Here is a 17508-nt window from a genome sequence, read left to right as displayed (position 1 = left end):
TTTCAGTTATCTTAATTTGAAAACCACGATACCTGCAACGATAATAAGTGCTCCGACTAGTTTATTCCAAGCCAAAGGTACTGCAGGCGCGCCAAATAATCCAAAGGTATCAATAACCAAAGCAAAAATTAATTGCGCTACGAGTAAAATCGCTATCGAATAAGCAGGGCCCAACTGACCGATTCCCTTCATAACCGAGAATACGATAACAACACCGAACACGCCGCCAAGCATATAGCCTTTGTTCACGTTCTGCAATTGGCTCAAACTGCCGTCGCGGAGCAGCGCGAACAAAATGAGCGATACCACAAACCCCGATGCGTGCACAATCGTGTTCGTTAACCAAAACCCCGCTTTTTCACTTAACTTGGTGTTTAAGACACCCTGAACAGCAATAAAAGCACCGGCCAATAATGAAAACAAAATTCCTGCCAAGACCTTAGCTCCTCTCTAGTTGTAAAGATGATTGCCCGCCAGCTCTCTCAATTTAATCTCGTTCAGTATGAGTAGACGCCCCTTTTTACGGACGAGCACGCCCTCCTGAATCAAACGTTGAATGACTCGATTCAAGTGTCGATAACTGGTGCCCAGCATCTCCGCCGTTTCGGTCAGTGTAGACGTACGTATTTCCTCCGCTTGACCGGTACTGTTCTCCTCAGAAATCAGTGAAAGCAAATAGCTCGCAAACCGATTCTCCACCGGATACAGCAAATTCATCGCCGAAGCATTGCCGAGCGTATACAATTTATGGCTCAGATTTTGAATCATAAACCACAAAAACGCAGGGTTATTCGCTTGCTTCTCAAGAATCAGCTCCCTGGTTATCACTAGCAGCGAGCAGGCGCCAACGGCTTCTACATTATTTTTGACGGGATATTGCGCCATCCACTCCACGTCCCCGATCAAGGCCGGTGGTCTGGAGAATCGAAGCAGCATCGTCTTCCCATTCGGCAGCAATGTGTAAACTTTCAGTTTGCCCGATACGAGCACATACAAGCCATCCAGCGTATCGCCCATGGAACAGATCATCTCTCGATCCGCATAGGTTCTCAACTCCATCCCCGTAACGTCCGGTCCGAAAATGTCGGTCAAACCATTCTTATGCATAAGCGCCTGAATCGTCCGGGCATCGCTGATCTTCTGCAAGTTGCTTTCCTCCGCTCCAATAGCACCGCCTGGTGTGCTATCTTTCATTTACAGTGTAAAGAATAAAGAAAATAGCAAATAGGACATATGTCCTTTTCTAATTTAAACGCTCTTCACAACCTAATGCAAAGGGCAAGCGTTATTTTCATTGATATTTGATACCTTTTCGCAACTGATCCGTATTGTACTTCATATTGATGTGAATATTTACCATTATGGAAGGGATGAAGGCAACTTGAAATGGAACAAAATAAATACGGCGAATGGTGATTCAGATGAGTAGTTTGCTGGCATGGGTTTCCGTCATCGGCGCAGGCATATTGGAATTATGGGCGGCGATTCCTCTTGGGTTTACCCTTAAACTGCATCCCGTCACGACGGGGGTACTAAGCGCTTTAGGCTCGATCTTGAGCGCTATCATCGTTATCTTCTTTGGCACATCGCTGCGGAATTGGCTCGTACAGCGATTTCAAAGCAAAACCGGCGGCAGAGGCAGCCGCATGACCCGCATTTGGGACAAATACGGGATTCCCGGCCTCGGCTTCTTGTCACCTTTGATAACCGGAGCACCACTCGGTGCTGCTATAGGGATTTCATTCGGCGCAGAGCCGCGCAAACTGTTTATATGGATGACGATCGGCATCATCTTTTGGAGTGCGCTTCTGACAGCTGCCGCTGCTTTCGGATTGAACGTTGTTAACTTCGGTTAGCACACAAAAAAGCGCAGGTCGCAATTTAGAAACCTGTGCTTTTCTTACCCCTCGAATATTCCTTGACAAGAATATTCTTTATAGGGTATATTAAAACCATGAACACAACCTTTAGCGCTCTGGCTGAACCTAACCGCTTACACATTTTCGAATTATTGCGCGACGGCCCCCTTACAGTAGGGGAGATCGCCGATCGGCTTGGGCTCCAGCAACCGCAAGTATCCAAACATCTTCGCGTACTTAGTGAGGCCGGTCTCGTTGATGTTCATCCAATCGCGAATCGGCGAATTTACAAGCTGCGCCCCCGATCACTGCAAGAGCTGGACACCTGGCTGGATTCTTTCCGCCGTATCTGGGAAGAGAGGTTCGATCGCTTGGATGAGTACCTTCAGGAACTGCAGAGTAAGGAAAAGAACAAAAATAATTAATTTGGAGGAATTGACATGTCCGAGAACAAGACCAACAACATGACGACGACCATGGAAGATAACCAACTGGTAATTACGCGCACCCTCAATGCGCCGCTCGAGCTCGTGTACAAGGTATGGACTGAGGCAGAGCACCTGCAAAGATGGTGGGGACCCAAAGGCTTTAAGATCAACGTTTTCAAGTTCGATCTCCGTCCTGGCGGCATTTTTCACTACAACATGCAAACCCCAGACGGCCATACCATGTGGGGCAAGTTCGTTTATCACGAAATCGAGAAGCAGGAGAAAATCGTCTGGATCAATTCCTTCTCCGATGAGAATGGCAATACGGTCCGTTCTCCTTTCAGCTCCACCTTCCCTCTGGAAATTATGAATACTTTGACGTTCGCCGAGCAAGAGGGCAAGACAACGATCACCCTTAAAGGCGGACCTATTAACGCGACAGAAGAAGAACTCCAATTCTTTGTCGGTATGTATGAGAGCATGAAACAAGGCTTTACAGGAACCTTTGATCAACTCGCCGATTACCTTGAAGAGGTGAAATAATATGGCACTTAGAGCGAATCAAACTTACGTGAATCTCCCGGTTAAAGATCTGAGTAAATCCATTGAATTTTTTAAAACAGTAGGCTTTGAATTCAACTCCCAATTTACCGATGACAACGCAGGGTGTATGGTAATTAACGAGAATACATTCGTCATGTTGTTGATGGAAGAATTTTATAAATCTTTTACGAAAAAAGAAGTCACGGACACCGTTTCAAATTCAGAAGTTATTATGGGATTATCCGCTCAAAGCAAGCAAGAAGTGGATGAGCTTGTCAATAAAGCGCTGGCCGCCGGCGGAAAACCAGCAAATGATCCGATGGACCAGGGTTTTATGTATGCTTGGAGCTTTCATGATATCGACGGTCATCTTTGGGAATTGATTTATATGGATCAAAGCGCTATCGAGCATGCTTAAAATAAAAGGATCACCAGGTAGTTTTCGCTGCCTGATGATCCTTTATTATTAAAACTCATCTCGAAGGAGAGCGTTAACTTGCATTTATTGTTCAAGGAGTCCAGCCATAATCATGAGATATCTGTTTACGACACTACGGAGTTATATGGCGAAAAAGGCAAATTCCGAGTCCTGCAGTTTGCCAATCAGGCTGTACAGGGTGCGATGGATTTGAATAATCCTGCACGAATTCTGTTTGAATATCCGAGGGCCATAATCCACTTCATGGAGTTTAACAATCCGTCTTTCGAAGACGTATTTGTCATCGGACACGGGATTGGAACGATAGCCGGTCATTTTCCGGAAAAACGGTTTAAAGTTGCTGAGCTGGACGACAAGGTCTTGGAGTTAAGCAAGAAGTATTTTGGATACCGCCTCGATAATGTAGTCGTTGGTGATGGTCGCCATATTCTCTGTAGCGAAGATGCACATAACTATGATTATATGATTTTGGATGCTTTCACCGAAAAGGGGACTCCACGACATTTGATATCCAAGGAATTTTTCCAAATAGCTAGAGATAAACTTGATTCCGGGGGATCTATCATCATGAATCTGATGGGAAAAGGTGACCATGACCCATTAATTAACGCTATACATACGACTCTTCGCGAAGAGTTCGCTTATACCCAATCGTTTGCCCTGCGGTCAGAGGGGAATGCCGACATCCAAAACATCATTATCGTTGGCAGAAACAAGCCGATCGGATTCCAATTGCGCAATATGGCAGGCTTCACTGAGATCGAGCCCGGACAAGGGCACATCATTACGGACAGCCAATAGCAAACAGAGCAATCCGTAGAAATCTCAACATAGCTTATTTGCTAGAATATGCCTTCTTCATCACCCATGGGGAACATCAAATCGAGGTATTGAGCGGTCTGGGCTACCCGGCATATCTTGCCACCATCCTAGGGCTCTGGAAACTTCTTGGGGTTATCGCCATAGTGATACCGCGCTTTCCGCGCCTCAAGGAATGGGCCTATGCCGGTTTTTTCTTCGAACTCTCCGGCGCGGCTCTATCGCACGCCTTCTCAGGCGAAGGTCCAGCGCTGATCGCACAGCCTCTCGTATTTCTCGCATTAGTCATCGCATCATGGGCACTGCGCCCGCCGAGCCGCAAGCTCGCATCCAAATAAAATAACTTCAAAGAAATACCCCTATATGTAAAAGAATCAGGCGTTCTCGCGCAGTACTTTGATGAGAGCGCCAAATTCTTCGTCTCCGTAACCTGCAGCCATCGCTTTTCTAAAAAGGCCCTGGGCAAATACCGGAAACTCGGAGTTAATTTGCGCTTCTCGAGCTTGCTGCACGAACAGTTCTCCAGTGTTCGCGCAGGTCTTCATCGTACTTTCGGGATTCTCGTACATTCCTGATTGCATTACTTGACCATTGTGTTTATTGATTTCACCCATAATCGGAGCGATATCGGCCATCATGCTTCCGAAAGAATCCACGCGAAGTCCCTCCGATTCAAGAATACGTGCGGCGTGAACGAACCCAAACATCGAACCGAATAAGTTTGCGAGAAATGCCAAATCATACGCTGACGCCGAACCGACCTGCTCACCCAGATAAAGCACATTTCCGGCAAGGTCCTTCAGAAACGGTTCACTCTTGCGAAAAGCGGTATTTGAACCCGATGTGAAAATCGTGGTGTCCGGTCTCCCCATCTGGCTCGGAGTGGCCGCGATAGCGCCGTCAAGGTAATCGGCACCTCTCTTATGGGCCCACGTTTCGTTGTCTCGTGCCTGCTGAGGGGTGCCCGTGCTCAGCTGAACCAGCATTCGACCGGCGAGGGCAGAAACGGTTTCTTTCGTATCGAGGATTTTGTACGAAGTCTCGTAATTGGCGACGCAGATGATCGTGACAGGGCTCGCCTCTATTGCAGAAGCCGCGCTAGGTGCTAGGACCGTCCCCTCACGAACCAGGGGTTCCGCGTTGGCGCCGGTCCGGTTCCAAACCGTGACACGCTTGCCGTTAGCAAGCAGCGCCCGTGCGAGCGCCGAGCCCATTGGGCCCAAACCGATAATGGATACTTCACTCATCTTATTTCCTCCTTGTGATAAATATAATTTCTACTGATGCGGAGCGGTGATGCCCTGCGCGATACCCCCATCGACAGCCAGCTCGACCCCTGTTGTGAATGTTGCGTCAAATGCCAGGAACAGCACCGCTCGAGCGACCTCATCAGGCATACCTATGCGCCCCATTGGCGTGATCTCGTTCCCTTCCTTCTCGAAGGCTGCCAGTGCCTCTTCGGATGCTCCGGCAACGCCCATCGTCGGCGTTTTGACGAACCCGGGGCTTACCGCGTTCACTCGAATTCCCCTCGGCAGCAGTTCGGCGGCGAATACCTTGGCGAACGATCGAAGAGCCGCCTTCGCCCCGGAGTAGACATTCATGCCTGGGATGCCCATCACGTTGGCGACGGAGGTGGTGAAGACGAATGACCCGCCATCCTTGACGAGCGGAGCCAGGCGCTGCACCGTGAAGAACGCTCCCTTCGTATTAATGTCGAACTGCCGGTCGTACGATTCCTCGGTTACCTGATCGAAAGGCTCGAGCTGCGAGAAGCCGGCGTTTATGGACACGAAGTCGATCTGACCCAACTTTTCTTCAACGATCGCTCCAAGTGCGTTGATATCAGCCAAGCTCGCCGCGTCGGATCGCACAACGTGGACCCGCGGCCCAAACTCTCGTCGTGCCGCTTCGAGGTTCTTTTCGTTCCGACCGGTCAACAGCACTTCCGCGCCTCCATCGATGAGCGCCTTGACGATCGCAAGCCCCATGCCGATCGTCCCTCCGGTTACGACTGCCTTCTTGCCTGCGTATTTCTCCATAAGAATCCTCCTAAGATTGATATCATCACAATAGGAACGGAACAGTTTTGTCTTGTTCCATGTGTAATGATACAGTACAGTTCTGTATCGTGTCAATGAGATTTTTCTTTCCGCATCTTTCACGATTCGCGAAATAGGATTATCCGTTATGTGCTCATCTCCTGCCATTCAAGAAGCGAACTGCATAATATGCCGTCAATTTTAGGCAAACGGCCTCATTCATCTATTTACCTGCATATTGTGCCGGTATTTGAGGCAAAAATGGAAAAAGCCACTTGTTTGGCTGATTTAGCGGCACTTTTTGCAGTTTGTTCCTCCCTATTAGCGTATGCGGGCAAAAAAACAGAAAACAGCACCCTCGACATCAAATCGAGAATGCTGCTTAGTTTCCTAATCCATAAGTTCGTCAGACTTACTCCCCATCAGCGACAGGTACGCCGAAATTCGGCGTCCCGTCTTCGTTCCAGCCCAGTCGCTGTGCACGCATATGGCGGTTCGGATCATACAGCGGATCACCAGTGATCTCCTTATAATTGCGCGCATGGTAGATCAAGATATCCTCGCTCCCGTCCCGCGAAACGGTAAAGCTGTTATGCCCCGGACCATACTGCCCGGTTGCTTCGCTTGTCGTAAACACGGGTTTCGGGCTTTTGCTCCAGGAGCTTGGGTCCAGCAAATCACTGTCTGCGGATGCAGTCAATAGCCCCATCGCATAGTTGTAGTCGGTCGCGCTGGCCGAGTAGCTGATGAAGATTTTTCCGTTCTTTTTGATGACGGCGGCGCCTTCGTTCACGTGAAAACCAATCGTTTCCCAGTCGTACTCGGGCTTCGAAATCATCACTTGCTGTCCGCGAATCGTCCATGGATTATCCAGCGGAGCGATGTACAGATTCGAGTTGCCGTAAATGGCCGGATCCTTCTGCGCCCATACGAGGTAATGAACGCCGTTATGCTCGAATTGCGTCGCATCCAAGGAGAACGACTCCCAGTTCGTGCGGAGCTGGCCCTTTTCGACCCATTCGCCTTCCAGCGGATTCTCCGAGTCGTTTTCAAGCACGAACATCCGGTGATCAAACAGGCCGTTGTTCGTTTCCGTCGTACGCGCCGCTGCGAAATAGATATACCATTTGCCATCGATATAATGAATCTCGGGTGCCCAGATGTTGGAGCTCATGAGTCCGGCCGCATATTTGCGCCATACCGTAACAGGCTCGGCTGCAGCAAGTTCCTGGATGGCCAGTGCCCGGCGCAATTCAATCCGATCATATTCGGGAACGGAAGCCGTGAAGTAATAATAACCATCCGTATGTTTGTATGCCCACGGATCGGCCCGCTGCTCAATGATCGGATTGACGAACTTCTCTAGCATCAATTCAGATGATTCCATGTAGGTTCCTTCTCTCTTTATCATTTGGGGTCCATGGTGTGCGCAGCTTTACCTTAACACCGCTAACCTTTTACCCCGCCGACAGTCAGTCCTGACACGAAATAACGCTGGAAGAAAACGAACAGAATGAGGATCGGCAGAATCGCCAGTACCGAGCCAGCAACCAGAACATCATAATTGTTGCCGTACGGGGTGAGCAGGCTGGAAAGCCCGATCGGCAGCGTGAAGCTCTCATTCGTACGCAGGACAATAAGCGGCCATAAGAAATTGTTCCAGCTTCCCATCGCTTGCAGAATCGTCATCGCGCCAAAAGCCGGCGCCATCAGAGGCACCATGATGCGGAAGAAGATGCCAAACTCCGAGCAGCCGTCGATCCGTCCGGCATCGAGGAAATCCTTCGGCAGATCGGCCGCATACTGGCGGAAGAAGAAGATCGGCAGCGGCGCAACGACAAAAGGCAGAATCACCCCAGCAATGGTGTTGATCAGCTTCAGCCCGATCATGAGTTTATACAGCGGGAGCATAATGATCTCTACAGGAATCATCATGACGAGAAGCACCATGGTGAAGATCAGGTTTTTGCCTTTAAAGTTATATTTGGCAAGTCCGTAACCGACCATGGAGGAGAAAAGCAAGCTGACGGCGGTGAAAATCACGGTAATCACCAAACTGTTTTTGTACCAGTTAAAATAGTTTTTGGCAGCGCCTGATAAGATGAACGAATAATTTTTCAAGCTCATGATTTCCCATTGCAGTTTGACATTCAGGCCATATCGCAGCAGCTCTTTGGACGGCTTGAGCGAAGCCAGAAAGAGGGCGTACAGCGGAAAAAGCGAAGCTATCGCAAGCACGATAAACAGAAGGAGCATCAGGACTGACGGCAGCGACCAGGATCCGCGTTCTTTCATTGATTTACTCCTCCTTTTTGAAAAGTCCGAAAGATTTTAGTTGCACGAGATTGACAAGCAGCGTGATCACGAGGAGCGTCAGACCGATGGCCGAGCCAAAACCGAGATTATTGGACTCTAAACCTTGTTTATAGATGTAGCCGATCATTGTCAGGCCAATCTGATTCGGTGAGTTATTGCCATTAAACATCGTATAGCTCTCGACGAACATCGAATATCCGCCATAGATGCTGATGGTCAGAACATAAATCGTCACCGGCTTCAATAGCGGAAGCGTGATGCTGCGGAACTTCTGCCATACACTCGCTCCGTCCATTTCTGCTGATTCGTACAGTTCATTCGGAATGCTTTGCAGTGCCGATAAGAAATACAAAATATTGATGCCCGTCCAGCGCCATGTCGCCAGCAGCACCATCGCAAACATCGCAGTCCCCGAGCTTCGCAGCCATTTTTGGCTTTCCAGCCCGATCATATGCATGAATGAGTTGAGCAAGGAACCGTCCAGCTCCCCGAATATAAGCCTGAAGATCGTACCCGCCACAACGACGGAAGTTAAGGCCGGAATAAAAAGAGAGGCCCGAAAAAAATTGCGTGCCTTCATGATTTTCGAATTCAATAAGACAGCGAGCACCAAAGGAACGGGAATCAGTATAAGCAGCGTCCAGAACGTATATTTCGTGTTATTCAGCAAAGCCTTGTAGAAATCCGGGTTCAACAACTTCTTGTAGTTAGCAAAGCCGATAAAGCGCGTTTGATCCGGCAGCACCTCTTGAAAGCTCATGATGACCGTGCTGACGACGGGATAAGCGAAAAAAATTAAAAATGATAGAATAAACGGCAAAACAAACACATAAGGCGCAACTTTTTGCGAATAAAGCAGACCGCCGCCGGCAGCACGTTTCTTCCGGGTCGTCGATACAACTGCTTGTTGAGTCTCCATCATAGCCCTCCTTCCCAATGCGATAATCACTAGCCCTGCAAATAGTTTCGCTATTCACAAAGCTAGTGACATTTTCTACCTGACAGTCATACTACTTACGCAGTTCGTTCGAAACATCCTTAAGCGTTTGTACAGCATCTTTACCGTCTTGCAGCACACTTGGCATTATTTTTGTTTTGACCGCATCCGAGGCTACCGGTATTTTCTCGCCGACGTTGATCGGGTAAATCTCATTTTTCACTGAATCCAGCGTTTTGAAAATATCTTTGCCGAAGAATTGCGTAAATTTGTTTTCTTCCTGCAGTTCCTTCATGCCCCACACCTCGATACGGATCGGGTCAAAACCGAGCTGCTTCCAGATCTGAATATTGCCTTCCTTGGACAGCTTCGCGTAAGAAAGGAACTTCATTGCCAAATCCTGATTTTTGGATTGCTTCGTAACGGCAGTTCCCGTACCGCCCATACCCGCTGAGCGGAATTGGCCTTTTTCCCAAACCGGCATCGGTTTGATGATGATTTTGCCTTTCAGGTCCGGCATATAGTCGGTGAAACGGCCCATGTACCACATTGGCATCCAGATGGAAGCTGCGCCGCCTTTATTCATGAAACCGTAATACTCTTCTGCGTGATGACCACCGCCTGGCGCGGTGACAGCCACTTTTTCTTTGACAAGCTTTTGCAAGAATTGCAATGTTTTCGTATTGATATCGTTATCTAAGATGACTTTGCCGTCTTTATCCAAATAATCGGATTTCTGCTGGGAAATGAGCGGCCAGAACGACCATTGGTCGGATGTTTCCAGCGTTGTCATCGGTTTGCCCGTCGCTGCAAGCACCTTTTTACCCGCTTCCTCATAATCGGCCCAAGTCACGATCGAATCCGCATTGACGCCTGCTTTATCGAGAATTTCTTTATTGTAATAAATAACCGCTGCGCCGACATGGAAATCGATGCCGTAATATTTGCCTTCTTTGGCGTAAATATCGACTCTGGATTTGACGATATTCTTTACTTCCGGGTCAACAATGCTGTTCAATTCAACCAGCTGAGGCGTGCCTTTCAAGAAGTTCGGGAATTTACTAATTTCAATATCCGCCAGGTCAGGTGCTCCCGTACCGGATTGCAGAGCAACGAGCAGCTTATTGTGCATATCGTCATAAGGCAATGTATCCGCTTGCAATTCAATCTGTTGATCAGGATTCGCTTTGTTCCACATCTCCGCCATGCTCTGATAGAACTTGCCGTGCAGTTCATTGAATGTCCAGAGAACCAGCTTCGTTCCCGTGCCTGATTTGCCACCCGACCCGCCGCTTGAAGTGCTTGTGCTGCACCCCGACAATACCAAGACCATGCTGAGAACCAATACCATTGCCGTGATAATCGCTTTCTTCATTGATCCTTTCCCCCTTCAAAAATTGGTATGAATGGTTATGTGGTATACTCGTGATGAACATCTTTTGTTTTAAATAAATCTAAATCATTTCATATTTATATTTTATTTTCGCTTCAAATATTTGTCAATAAAATTTTTGAATGCGCTTTCTACATTTATTTCATTATAACTTTTATTTTAGATTTTACATATCGAATATTTCGAATAATACTGAATAAATTTAATTTTTTCTATATGAATCCGCTTTCATTTAGGCCATTAACAAATATCCGGGGCAAACCCTTCCTTTATGTCCCCCCATCATTTATAATAAATCTAAAATAAACAAGGGGATAGGCTATATGATCTATATAAAAGAGCTCCGATCTGGTTTAAATATATTTAAAGCATTAAGCTCAGAAATAAGAATCGAAATTCTCGAACTCTTGGCCAAAAATCAAAGCCTGAACTTAAACGATTTGGCGAATAAATTGAATCTGACTAATGGCGCCATTACGATGCATATTAAAAAGTTGGAAGAAAGCGGTTTAATCGAAATTAATACGGCTGTCGGCAAGCACGGTATTCAAAAAATATGCTACCTTACTGAAGAGAAGCTAATGGTCGATTTGCAGAGCAAGGAAATTGATAACCTCTACGAAGTTAATATGAAAGTAGGCCACTACAGCAACTATCAAGCACTGCCCACATGCGGTCTTGCGACAAAAGACAGCATTGTCGGCGATTTTGACGATCCCAGGTATTTCGCCGATCCGCAGCGCATCGATTCACAGATCATCTGGCTTTCGGAAGGCTTTCTCGAGTACCGCATTCCGAACTATTTAAAACCGAATCAAACGTTCAAAGAAATTCAATTCTCCATGGAACTAAGCTCGGAAGCGCCTGGCTACTGCAACAACTACCCTTCCGATATTTACTTTTATATCAATGGTCAAGAGATTGGCTTCTGGACGAGTCCGGGCGACTTCGGCGATGCGCGAGGCACATTTAATCCGGATTGGTGGCCGCCGCACCTGAACCAATACGGTATGCTGAAGCTGATTCGCGTGAATGACGAAGGAAGCTTCATTGATGGCTGCCGTATTTCCGACGTGACACTGTCGGACATTAAACTCGATTACAAGAGCGAGATTAATTTCAAAATGGCCGTGGACGATAAATCGAAAAACAAGCGCGGCTTAACGATTTATGGCCAGCATTTCGGCAACTACAACCAGGATTTGCTGGCGAGGGTGCTGTATACGAATCAGGAAGAATCTATATAATTCATATAAACATTAATTAATTCATAATTTTATTATTGACTTAACAGAAATAATATATCATTATTTAAGTCAAGAATGAGAGGAGGATCAATTAATTTGACACCTAAAGCTATAGCCCCCACATTGCTATTATCAATATTTTTATTAACATCATGCAGCAATAACAGCGCCGTCTCACCTATTGCAACCGCATTCACAGATGCTGGAGCTGCATCGTCCGATAAGCCCCCCTCTTTTCATAACGTATCCGTACATGACCCCTCCGTCATTAAGGTGAACGGAACGTTCTATGTATTCGGTTCCCATTTGGCGTCGGCGAAATCGGATGATTTAATAAATTGGACGCAACTGTCTTCAGGCGTACACGATGGAAACAAATTAATGCCGAATGTCAAAGAAGAACTGAAAGCTACCTTTGAATGGGCTCAGTCCGATACCCTCTGGGCGCCTGACGTGGTCCAACTAGACGATGGAAAATTTTACATGTATTATGATGCCTGCAAAGGCGACTCTCCAAGATCGGCTCTCGGCATTGCCGTGGCGGATCAAATAGAAGGTCCCTATAAGGACCTGGGTATCTTTTTAAAATCCGGCATGTGGGGAGAGCCCAGTGAAGATGGAAGCATCTATGACGCAACCGTACATCCGAATACGGTGGATCCCCATACGTTCTTTGATAAGGACAGAAACCTGTGGATGGTTTACGGTTCTTATTCCGGCGGCATCTATATGCTAAAAATGGACCCCAAAACCGGATTCCCTTATCCGAACCAAGGTTACGGCAAAAAGCTGCTGGGCGGCAATCACAGCCGGATTGAAGGACCTTATATCTTGTATAGCCCCGAAACAGACTACTATTATTTGTTTCTGTCCTTCGGCGGTCTGGACGTAAGCGGCGGCTACAATATCCGGGTGGCCCGCTCCAAGAAACCTGACGGCCCCTATTATGACACAGCAGGGAACAATATGCTCGATGCTTTTGGTAAACCCGGAACCTTATTCGATGATCAGTCTATCGAGCCTTTCGGGGCGAAGCTGATGGGCAACATCAATTTTGAAAATGTCGGGGACGAATTGCCCGGTCTGGGAACGGCTTATGTTTCTCCCGGACACAATTCCGCTTATTATGACGGCAAAACCAGCCGGCATTTCCTTATTTTCCATACCCGTTTCCCCTCCAGAGGGGAGTCGCATGAGGTCAGGACCCACCAAATGTTTATAAATTCGGAAGGCTGGCCTGTCGTCGCTCCTCACCGGTATGCTGGTGAATCAATCGGCAAGTATGCCAAAAAAGAAATCGTCGGGGAATATAAATTTGTAAACCATGGAAATGACATTTCAGCCGATGTGAAAGAGTCGATCGTCATTCAGCTGTCCAAGGATGGCAGCATTTCAGGAAATGTAAGCGGCAAATGGAGGCTCCATGGAGATCATACGGCCGAACTTATAATCGACGGCGTTACTTATAAAGGCGTATTCTTGCATCAGTGGGATAATGGAACTTTACGGCATGTAATGACCTTTACCGCATTGTCCAAAGATGGCGTTGCTATTTGGGGAAGCCGCATTAATGATGAGAAATGAAAACTATAATTGCATATTTCACATTTTTGCATTAATATTAACATTAATATTAATACAAAATTAACAATCATATATTTCGGGAGAAGAATGAATGGAACTGGATACTACTGAAAAATCTCTTCCTTTCTACGAAGCCTTGGCCAGCAGCGTCCGGCTAAACATCATACAACTTTTGGCCAATCGCTCTATGAATCTTCGCGAGTTGGCGGATGCACTCGGTTTGAGCAGCGCGATTATGACGATGCACGTCAAGAAGCTGGAGAAAGCCGGTATCATTAGAACCGATATGCTGCCTGGCAAAGGAGGTGCGCAAAAGGTGTGCACCCTTCAGGTAGAGCAGGCTGAGATTCTTTTTCCAGTGAAGTCGGATCATATCCGGGAATTCCATGAAAGTGTAATATCAATCGGCCATTATACCGATTTCCTGGTGGAACCGACATGCGGAATAGCTACAACCGAAAGATTCATAGGAGAAGTGGACGATCCTCGTTACTTTCTGGATTCGGAGCGTTTTCACGCAAAAATTCTTTGGTTTAGCGAAGGGTTTGTAGAGTATAAAATCCCTAATTTCCTATTATCCACTCAAAATCCGCAGAAACTGGTCATTTCCATGGAGATATCTTCAGAAGCTCCTTTGACTAATAACAACTGGCCGTCAGATATTACGTTTTACTTGAACAAGATTAAATTAGGTACTTGGACGAGTCCTGGGGACTTCGGCGACAAGCGAGGCAAATACAGTCCATCCTGGTGGCCTGAAGACGTAAATCAGTACGGATTGCTCAAGCACCTTAGCATATCTTCGGATGGTACCTTCATCGATGGCAACCGACTATCCGATGTTACTCTCGAGCAAGTGAACGTATGGGACCGGCAGTGGACCTTAAGGATTTGTACAGAAAAGGGTTCGGAGCACGTCGGAGGAGTCACCTTGTTCGGTAAAGGCTTTGGCAACTATAATCAGGATATTGTCATGCGGCTTTACTACAATAAGCCACAGGCAGAAGAATAGCGAAACCAATTGAGAAAAAGGGCTCCTTGCCGGAAAGTAACGATTAAAAAAGACAGCGATTTCCGCTGTCTTTTGACGTATAATTTGTCATAAATTATTTTTGCGCCCTTCAACCGCTAATAAATACATCGTTTGAGACATAGCGACTTCATTAATCCATTCTCGATACTCCATTTCAGCGGTGGCACGTTGGCTCTCTGTAATATACCTATCTTTAACCATTTGAATCCCTCTGCTAGCAGCCACGTCTGCCCAGATACTTATGCGTGAATTAAAGTCATTATCCGTTCGTTTTACTGTTTCATGTTGAGGGGTGATAATTATTTCGTTGATTCCGACCTTTTCAAACAAGTTTGGAAGGTGATCAGCAATCGCATTATCCATTCCCGCGTCAGAACGCCACTTTAAAAATGCAGAATAAAAGGATTTCATACTTGAAGGAGGTACTGGTTCCCAAGATATCTTTTCATGGTTATAATCAAGAATCAAGACCCGTCCACCTGGCTTGGTTGAGGATTTCAAAACAGTCAAAGCTTCTAATGGATTAGATAACCATTGCAAGACTCGTGCAGAAGTAACTATGTCAAATTCTTCTTTAAAATGAAGGTTGAAGATATCACCACATTCAAACTCTAGCCCTGGAATATCACCGAATGTTTTCTTAGCTTTTTCAATAAGTGCTGGATTGCTATCAATTCCTACAACACGCCCTGTTGGTCCAACGATTTTGGCAATTCCATGAGTTATCGCTCCTGCACCACAACCAACATCAAGAACCGTCATTCCTTCTGTAAGCAGCTCCGCCAACCTTTTGTGAGAGGATGCTAATGTTCGAAAGTCTAAAACATTTGTTGCCTTTCCTGAAAGTTCCGCCCTATTGCGTGCAACATTAGATTCCATTAATAATCCTCCCTATTTTCGATCAAGACGAATAAAACGGCAAACTGCCTAGATAAGGGCAGTCTGCCGTTTTATTTACAACACTCCCCTCTATCTGCCTTCCACGGTATCCGCTCTAGGAACGCCGAAATTAGGCGTGCCGTCCGCGTTCCAGGTAAACCTTTGAACGCGCGTATGCCGATTAGGATCATAAAGCGGGTCCCCTACGATCTCTTTGTAGCTTCTCGCATGATAGACAATCAGATCCTCGCTGCCGTCCTCCGACACAGTGAAGCTGTTATGTCCCGGTCCATATTGCCCATTATGCTCGCTAGTTGTAAATACAGGAGTTTGCGATTTGCTCCAATTGTCCGGATTCATTATATCTTCCGTATCGGATATACTAATAATGCCCATGCAATAATTATGATCCGTCGCGCTGGCGGAGTAGGTAATAAATATGGTTCCGTTACGCTTAATGACCGCCGGCCCCTCGTTGACCAGGAAACCGATGGTTTCCCAAGGCAGCTCAGGCTTGGTCAGCATGACTTGCGGGCTTTTGATCGTCCACGGATTCTCCATTTGCGCAATATACAGATTCGAATTTCCCGGAATGTTAGGATCTCTTTGCGCCCAAACCAGATACTGCCGGCCCTGATGTTCAAAGGTCGTCGCATCAAGGGAAAACGATTCCCAATCGGTGCGGATTTCACCTTTTTCCGTCCACTCTCCCCTAAGCGGATCGTCTGATTTGCATTCCAACACATACATGCGATGATCAAAAAGCCCTTCGCCGTTAGCCCCGGTTCTGGCTGCAGCAAAATATACATACCAAGCGCCATCGATATAATGCAGCTCCGGCGCCCAAATATGCGAGCTTAACTCGCCTTCCGTTCGTTTCCTCCAGATGACGGCAGGCTCGGCCGTGCTAAGCGACGAAATCGTATCGGCACGGCGAAGCTCAATGCGATCGTACTCCGGAACGGAACCCGTGAAATAATAGGCTCCATCTTTATGCTTATAAATCCATGGATCAGCGCGCTGCTCAATAAGCGGGTTGGCATATAAATTCGTTTCTCTCAATTTCTTCATGATGTAAGTCTCCGTTCTCCTATATATTTCTTCTATTCTCTTAAACTTGAATCTGCTTATTTATCCTTTAATACCGGAAATCGCAACAGACTCGATAATCTGCCTTTGGAATACGATAAATACGATCAAAACAGGCAGCAGCGCGATCGTCGACGCCGCCATGATCAGCGGATAATCTGTCTGAATCGCATAAGCAGCGTTGAAATTGGCTATGACCAATTGAAGCGTTTGTTTTTCCGGTGAATTCAAATAAATAATCGGAGCCAAATAATCGTTCCAAATCGCCATAAACCATAAAATCAACTGAGCGGCGACCCCTGGCGCCATCAATGGAAATATCACTTTCGAGAAAATGCCGAAATAGGATGATCCGTCGATTTTGGCCGCTTCCACAAGCGCATTCGGAATGCTGCTTAAAAACTGGCGCAAGAAGAAAATCATCGCCACGTTCCCAAAAAGTCCGGGAATAATGAGCGGCAGCAGCGTATCGACCCATCCGATTTTCGAAAACATCATGAACTGTGGAATCATCACAACCGGGTAAGGAATCATGATGGAAGCGATCAGCATCAAGAAGAGTTTATTCTTATGAGGAAATTTCAGCTTCGAAAAGGCAAAGGCCGCCAGGCTTGATGTAAGCGTACCAACGATCGTTACCGAAAGAGCAATGATCAAACTGTTTTCAAACCCGCTAAGTAAAGGTCCCTTTTCCCAAATCTCGCTATACTTCTCGAAATGAAACGGATCCGGTATCCATTTAGGCGGCAAGGCAAATACATCTTCTTTGGATTTGAACGAAGTCGATGCCATCCAAAGCAATGGGGCAACCATGAAGATACCGCCGATAGATAAAATAATAAATATAAAGAAGTTCGTTATTTTTCGTTTAGTTGTTTGCATGCCTGCTGCACTCCTTTC

General features: G+C 46.7%; 20 protein-coding genes. 9 read left to right on the top strand and 11 right to left on the bottom strand.

Going from position 1 to position 17508, the window contains the following annotated elements; all coding sequences use genetic code 11:
* Positions 1-6: 6 nt before the first annotated feature.
* A complete protein-coding gene (locus tag ICC18_RS26620; protein ID WP_188177468.1) occupies positions 7-435 on the bottom strand; it encodes a DMT family transporter in 429 nt (142 codons plus the stop codon).
* A 15-nt stretch (positions 436-450) separates the two neighbouring features.
* Positions 451-1146, bottom strand: a complete 696-nt coding sequence (locus tag ICC18_RS26615; RefSeq protein ID WP_188177467.1) for a Crp/Fnr family transcriptional regulator — start codon at positions 1144-1146, stop codon at positions 451-453.
* A 275-nt stretch (positions 1147-1421) separates the two neighbouring features.
* On the opposite strand from ICC18_RS26615, the gene ICC18_RS26610 reads away from it, so the two are divergent.
* The 6 genes from ICC18_RS26610 (at position 1422) to ICC18_RS26585 (ending at position 4426) form a co-directional block, all read left to right on the top strand.
* Complete coding sequence (locus ICC18_RS26610; protein ID WP_188177466.1) at positions 1422-1856, top strand: small multi-drug export protein; 435 nt, start codon at positions 1422-1424, stop codon at positions 1854-1856.
* A 98-nt stretch (positions 1857-1954) separates the two neighbouring features.
* Positions 1955-2284 (top strand): ArsR/SmtB family transcription factor, encoded by a 330-nt coding sequence (locus ICC18_RS26605; RefSeq protein ID WP_188177465.1) that lies wholly within the window; start codon positions 1955-1957, stop codon positions 2282-2284.
* 15 nt (positions 2285-2299) lie between these two features.
* A complete protein-coding gene (locus ICC18_RS26600) occupies positions 2300-2830 on the top strand; it encodes an SRPBCC family protein (protein ID WP_223192892.1) in 531 nt (176 codons plus the stop codon).
* A gap of 1 nt (position 2831) precedes the next feature.
* Positions 2832-3248 carry a VOC family protein gene (locus ICC18_RS26595; protein WP_188177464.1) on the top strand — a complete coding sequence of 139 codons (417 nt, stop codon included), beginning with the start codon at positions 2832-2834 and terminating at the stop codon, positions 3246-3248.
* 78 nt (positions 3249-3326) lie between these two features.
* Positions 3327-4070 carry a spermidine synthase gene (locus ICC18_RS26590; protein ID WP_188177463.1) on the top strand — a complete coding sequence of 248 codons (744 nt, stop codon included), beginning with the start codon at positions 3327-3329 and terminating at the stop codon, positions 4068-4070.
* Between the two features lie 38 nt (positions 4071-4108).
* Positions 4109-4426 (top strand): DoxX family protein, encoded by a 318-nt coding sequence (locus ICC18_RS26585; RefSeq protein WP_312029612.1) that lies wholly within the window; start codon positions 4109-4111, stop codon positions 4424-4426.
* 36 nt (positions 4427-4462) lie between these two features.
* Here ICC18_RS26585 and ICC18_RS26580 read toward each other — a convergent pair whose 3' ends face one another.
* The 6 genes from ICC18_RS26580 to ICC18_RS26555 form a co-directional block, all read right to left on the bottom strand.
* The gene (locus tag ICC18_RS26580) at positions 4463-5335 is read right to left on the bottom strand and encodes an NAD(P)-dependent oxidoreductase (protein WP_188177462.1); all 873 of its coding nucleotides are present in this window, start codon (positions 5333-5335) and stop codon (positions 4463-4465) included.
* Between the two features lie 30 nt (positions 5336-5365).
* Positions 5366-6298, bottom strand: coding sequence for an SDR family oxidoreductase (locus ICC18_RS26575; protein WP_223192891.1), 933 nt, complete (start codon positions 6296-6298; stop codon positions 5366-5368).
* A 244-nt stretch (positions 6299-6542) separates the two neighbouring features.
* Positions 6543-7517: a glycoside hydrolase family 43 protein gene (locus ICC18_RS26570; RefSeq protein ID WP_223192890.1), complete on the bottom strand. Its 975-nt coding sequence runs from the start codon at positions 7515-7517 to the stop codon at positions 6543-6545.
* Between the two features lie 62 nt (positions 7518-7579).
* Positions 7580-8425 carry a carbohydrate ABC transporter permease gene (locus ICC18_RS26565; RefSeq protein ID WP_188177461.1) on the bottom strand — a complete coding sequence of 282 codons (846 nt, stop codon included), beginning with the start codon at positions 8423-8425 and terminating at the stop codon, positions 7580-7582.
* Positions 8426-8429: 4 nt separating this feature from the next.
* Positions 8430-9365, bottom strand: a complete 936-nt coding sequence (locus tag ICC18_RS26560; RefSeq protein WP_188177548.1) for a carbohydrate ABC transporter permease — start codon at positions 9363-9365, stop codon at positions 8430-8432.
* A 91-nt stretch (positions 9366-9456) separates the two neighbouring features.
* Positions 9457-10758: an ABC transporter substrate-binding protein gene (locus ICC18_RS26555; protein WP_188177460.1), complete on the bottom strand. Its 1302-nt coding sequence runs from the start codon at positions 10756-10758 to the stop codon at positions 9457-9459.
* Between the two features lie 341 nt (positions 10759-11099).
* Between ICC18_RS26555 and ICC18_RS26550 the strand changes: the two genes are divergently transcribed.
* The 3 genes from ICC18_RS26550 to ICC18_RS26540 all read left to right on the top strand — a co-directional run bounded on the left by ICC18_RS26550 (position 11100) and on the right by ICC18_RS26540 (position 14619).
* Positions 11100-12023, top strand: coding sequence for an ArsR/SmtB family transcription factor (locus tag ICC18_RS26550; protein ID WP_188177459.1), 924 nt, complete (start codon positions 11100-11102; stop codon positions 12021-12023).
* Positions 12024-12158: 135 nt separating this feature from the next.
* A complete protein-coding gene (abnB, locus tag ICC18_RS26545) occupies positions 12159-13607 on the top strand; it encodes an arabinan endo-1,5-alpha-L-arabinosidase AbnB (protein WP_512699406.1) in 1449 nt (482 codons plus the stop codon).
* 91 nt (positions 13608-13698) lie between these two features.
* Positions 13699-14619 (top strand): ArsR family transcriptional regulator, encoded by a 921-nt coding sequence (locus ICC18_RS26540; protein WP_188177457.1) that lies wholly within the window; start codon positions 13699-13701, stop codon positions 14617-14619.
* An 87-nt stretch (positions 14620-14706) separates the two neighbouring features.
* On the opposite strand, the gene ICC18_RS26535 is transcribed toward ICC18_RS26540, so the two are convergent.
* The 3 genes from ICC18_RS26535 to ICC18_RS26525 all read right to left on the bottom strand — a co-directional run bounded on the left by ICC18_RS26535 (position 14707) and on the right by ICC18_RS26525 (position 17490).
* Positions 14707-15519: a class I SAM-dependent methyltransferase gene (locus ICC18_RS26535; RefSeq protein ID WP_188177456.1), complete on the bottom strand. Its 813-nt coding sequence runs from the start codon at positions 15517-15519 to the stop codon at positions 14707-14709.
* Between the two features lie 90 nt (positions 15520-15609).
* Positions 15610-16590, bottom strand: a complete 981-nt coding sequence (locus ICC18_RS26530; protein ID WP_188177455.1) for a glycoside hydrolase family 43 protein — start codon at positions 16588-16590, stop codon at positions 15610-15612.
* 60 nt (positions 16591-16650) lie between these two features.
* The gene (locus tag ICC18_RS26525; RefSeq protein ID WP_188177454.1) at positions 16651-17490 is read right to left on the bottom strand and encodes a carbohydrate ABC transporter permease; all 840 of its coding nucleotides are present in this window, start codon (positions 17488-17490) and stop codon (positions 16651-16653) included.
* Positions 17491-17508: the final 18 nt, after the last annotated feature.

It is taken from the genome of Paenibacillus sedimenti, assembly GCF_014534655.1.
Taxonomy (GTDB): Bacteria; Bacillota; Bacilli; order Paenibacillales; family NBRC-103111; genus Paenibacillus_E; species Paenibacillus_E sedimenti.
The sequence above is the reverse complement of the archived record's forward strand: the minus strand, read 5'-3'. Positions and strand labels throughout refer to the sequence as shown.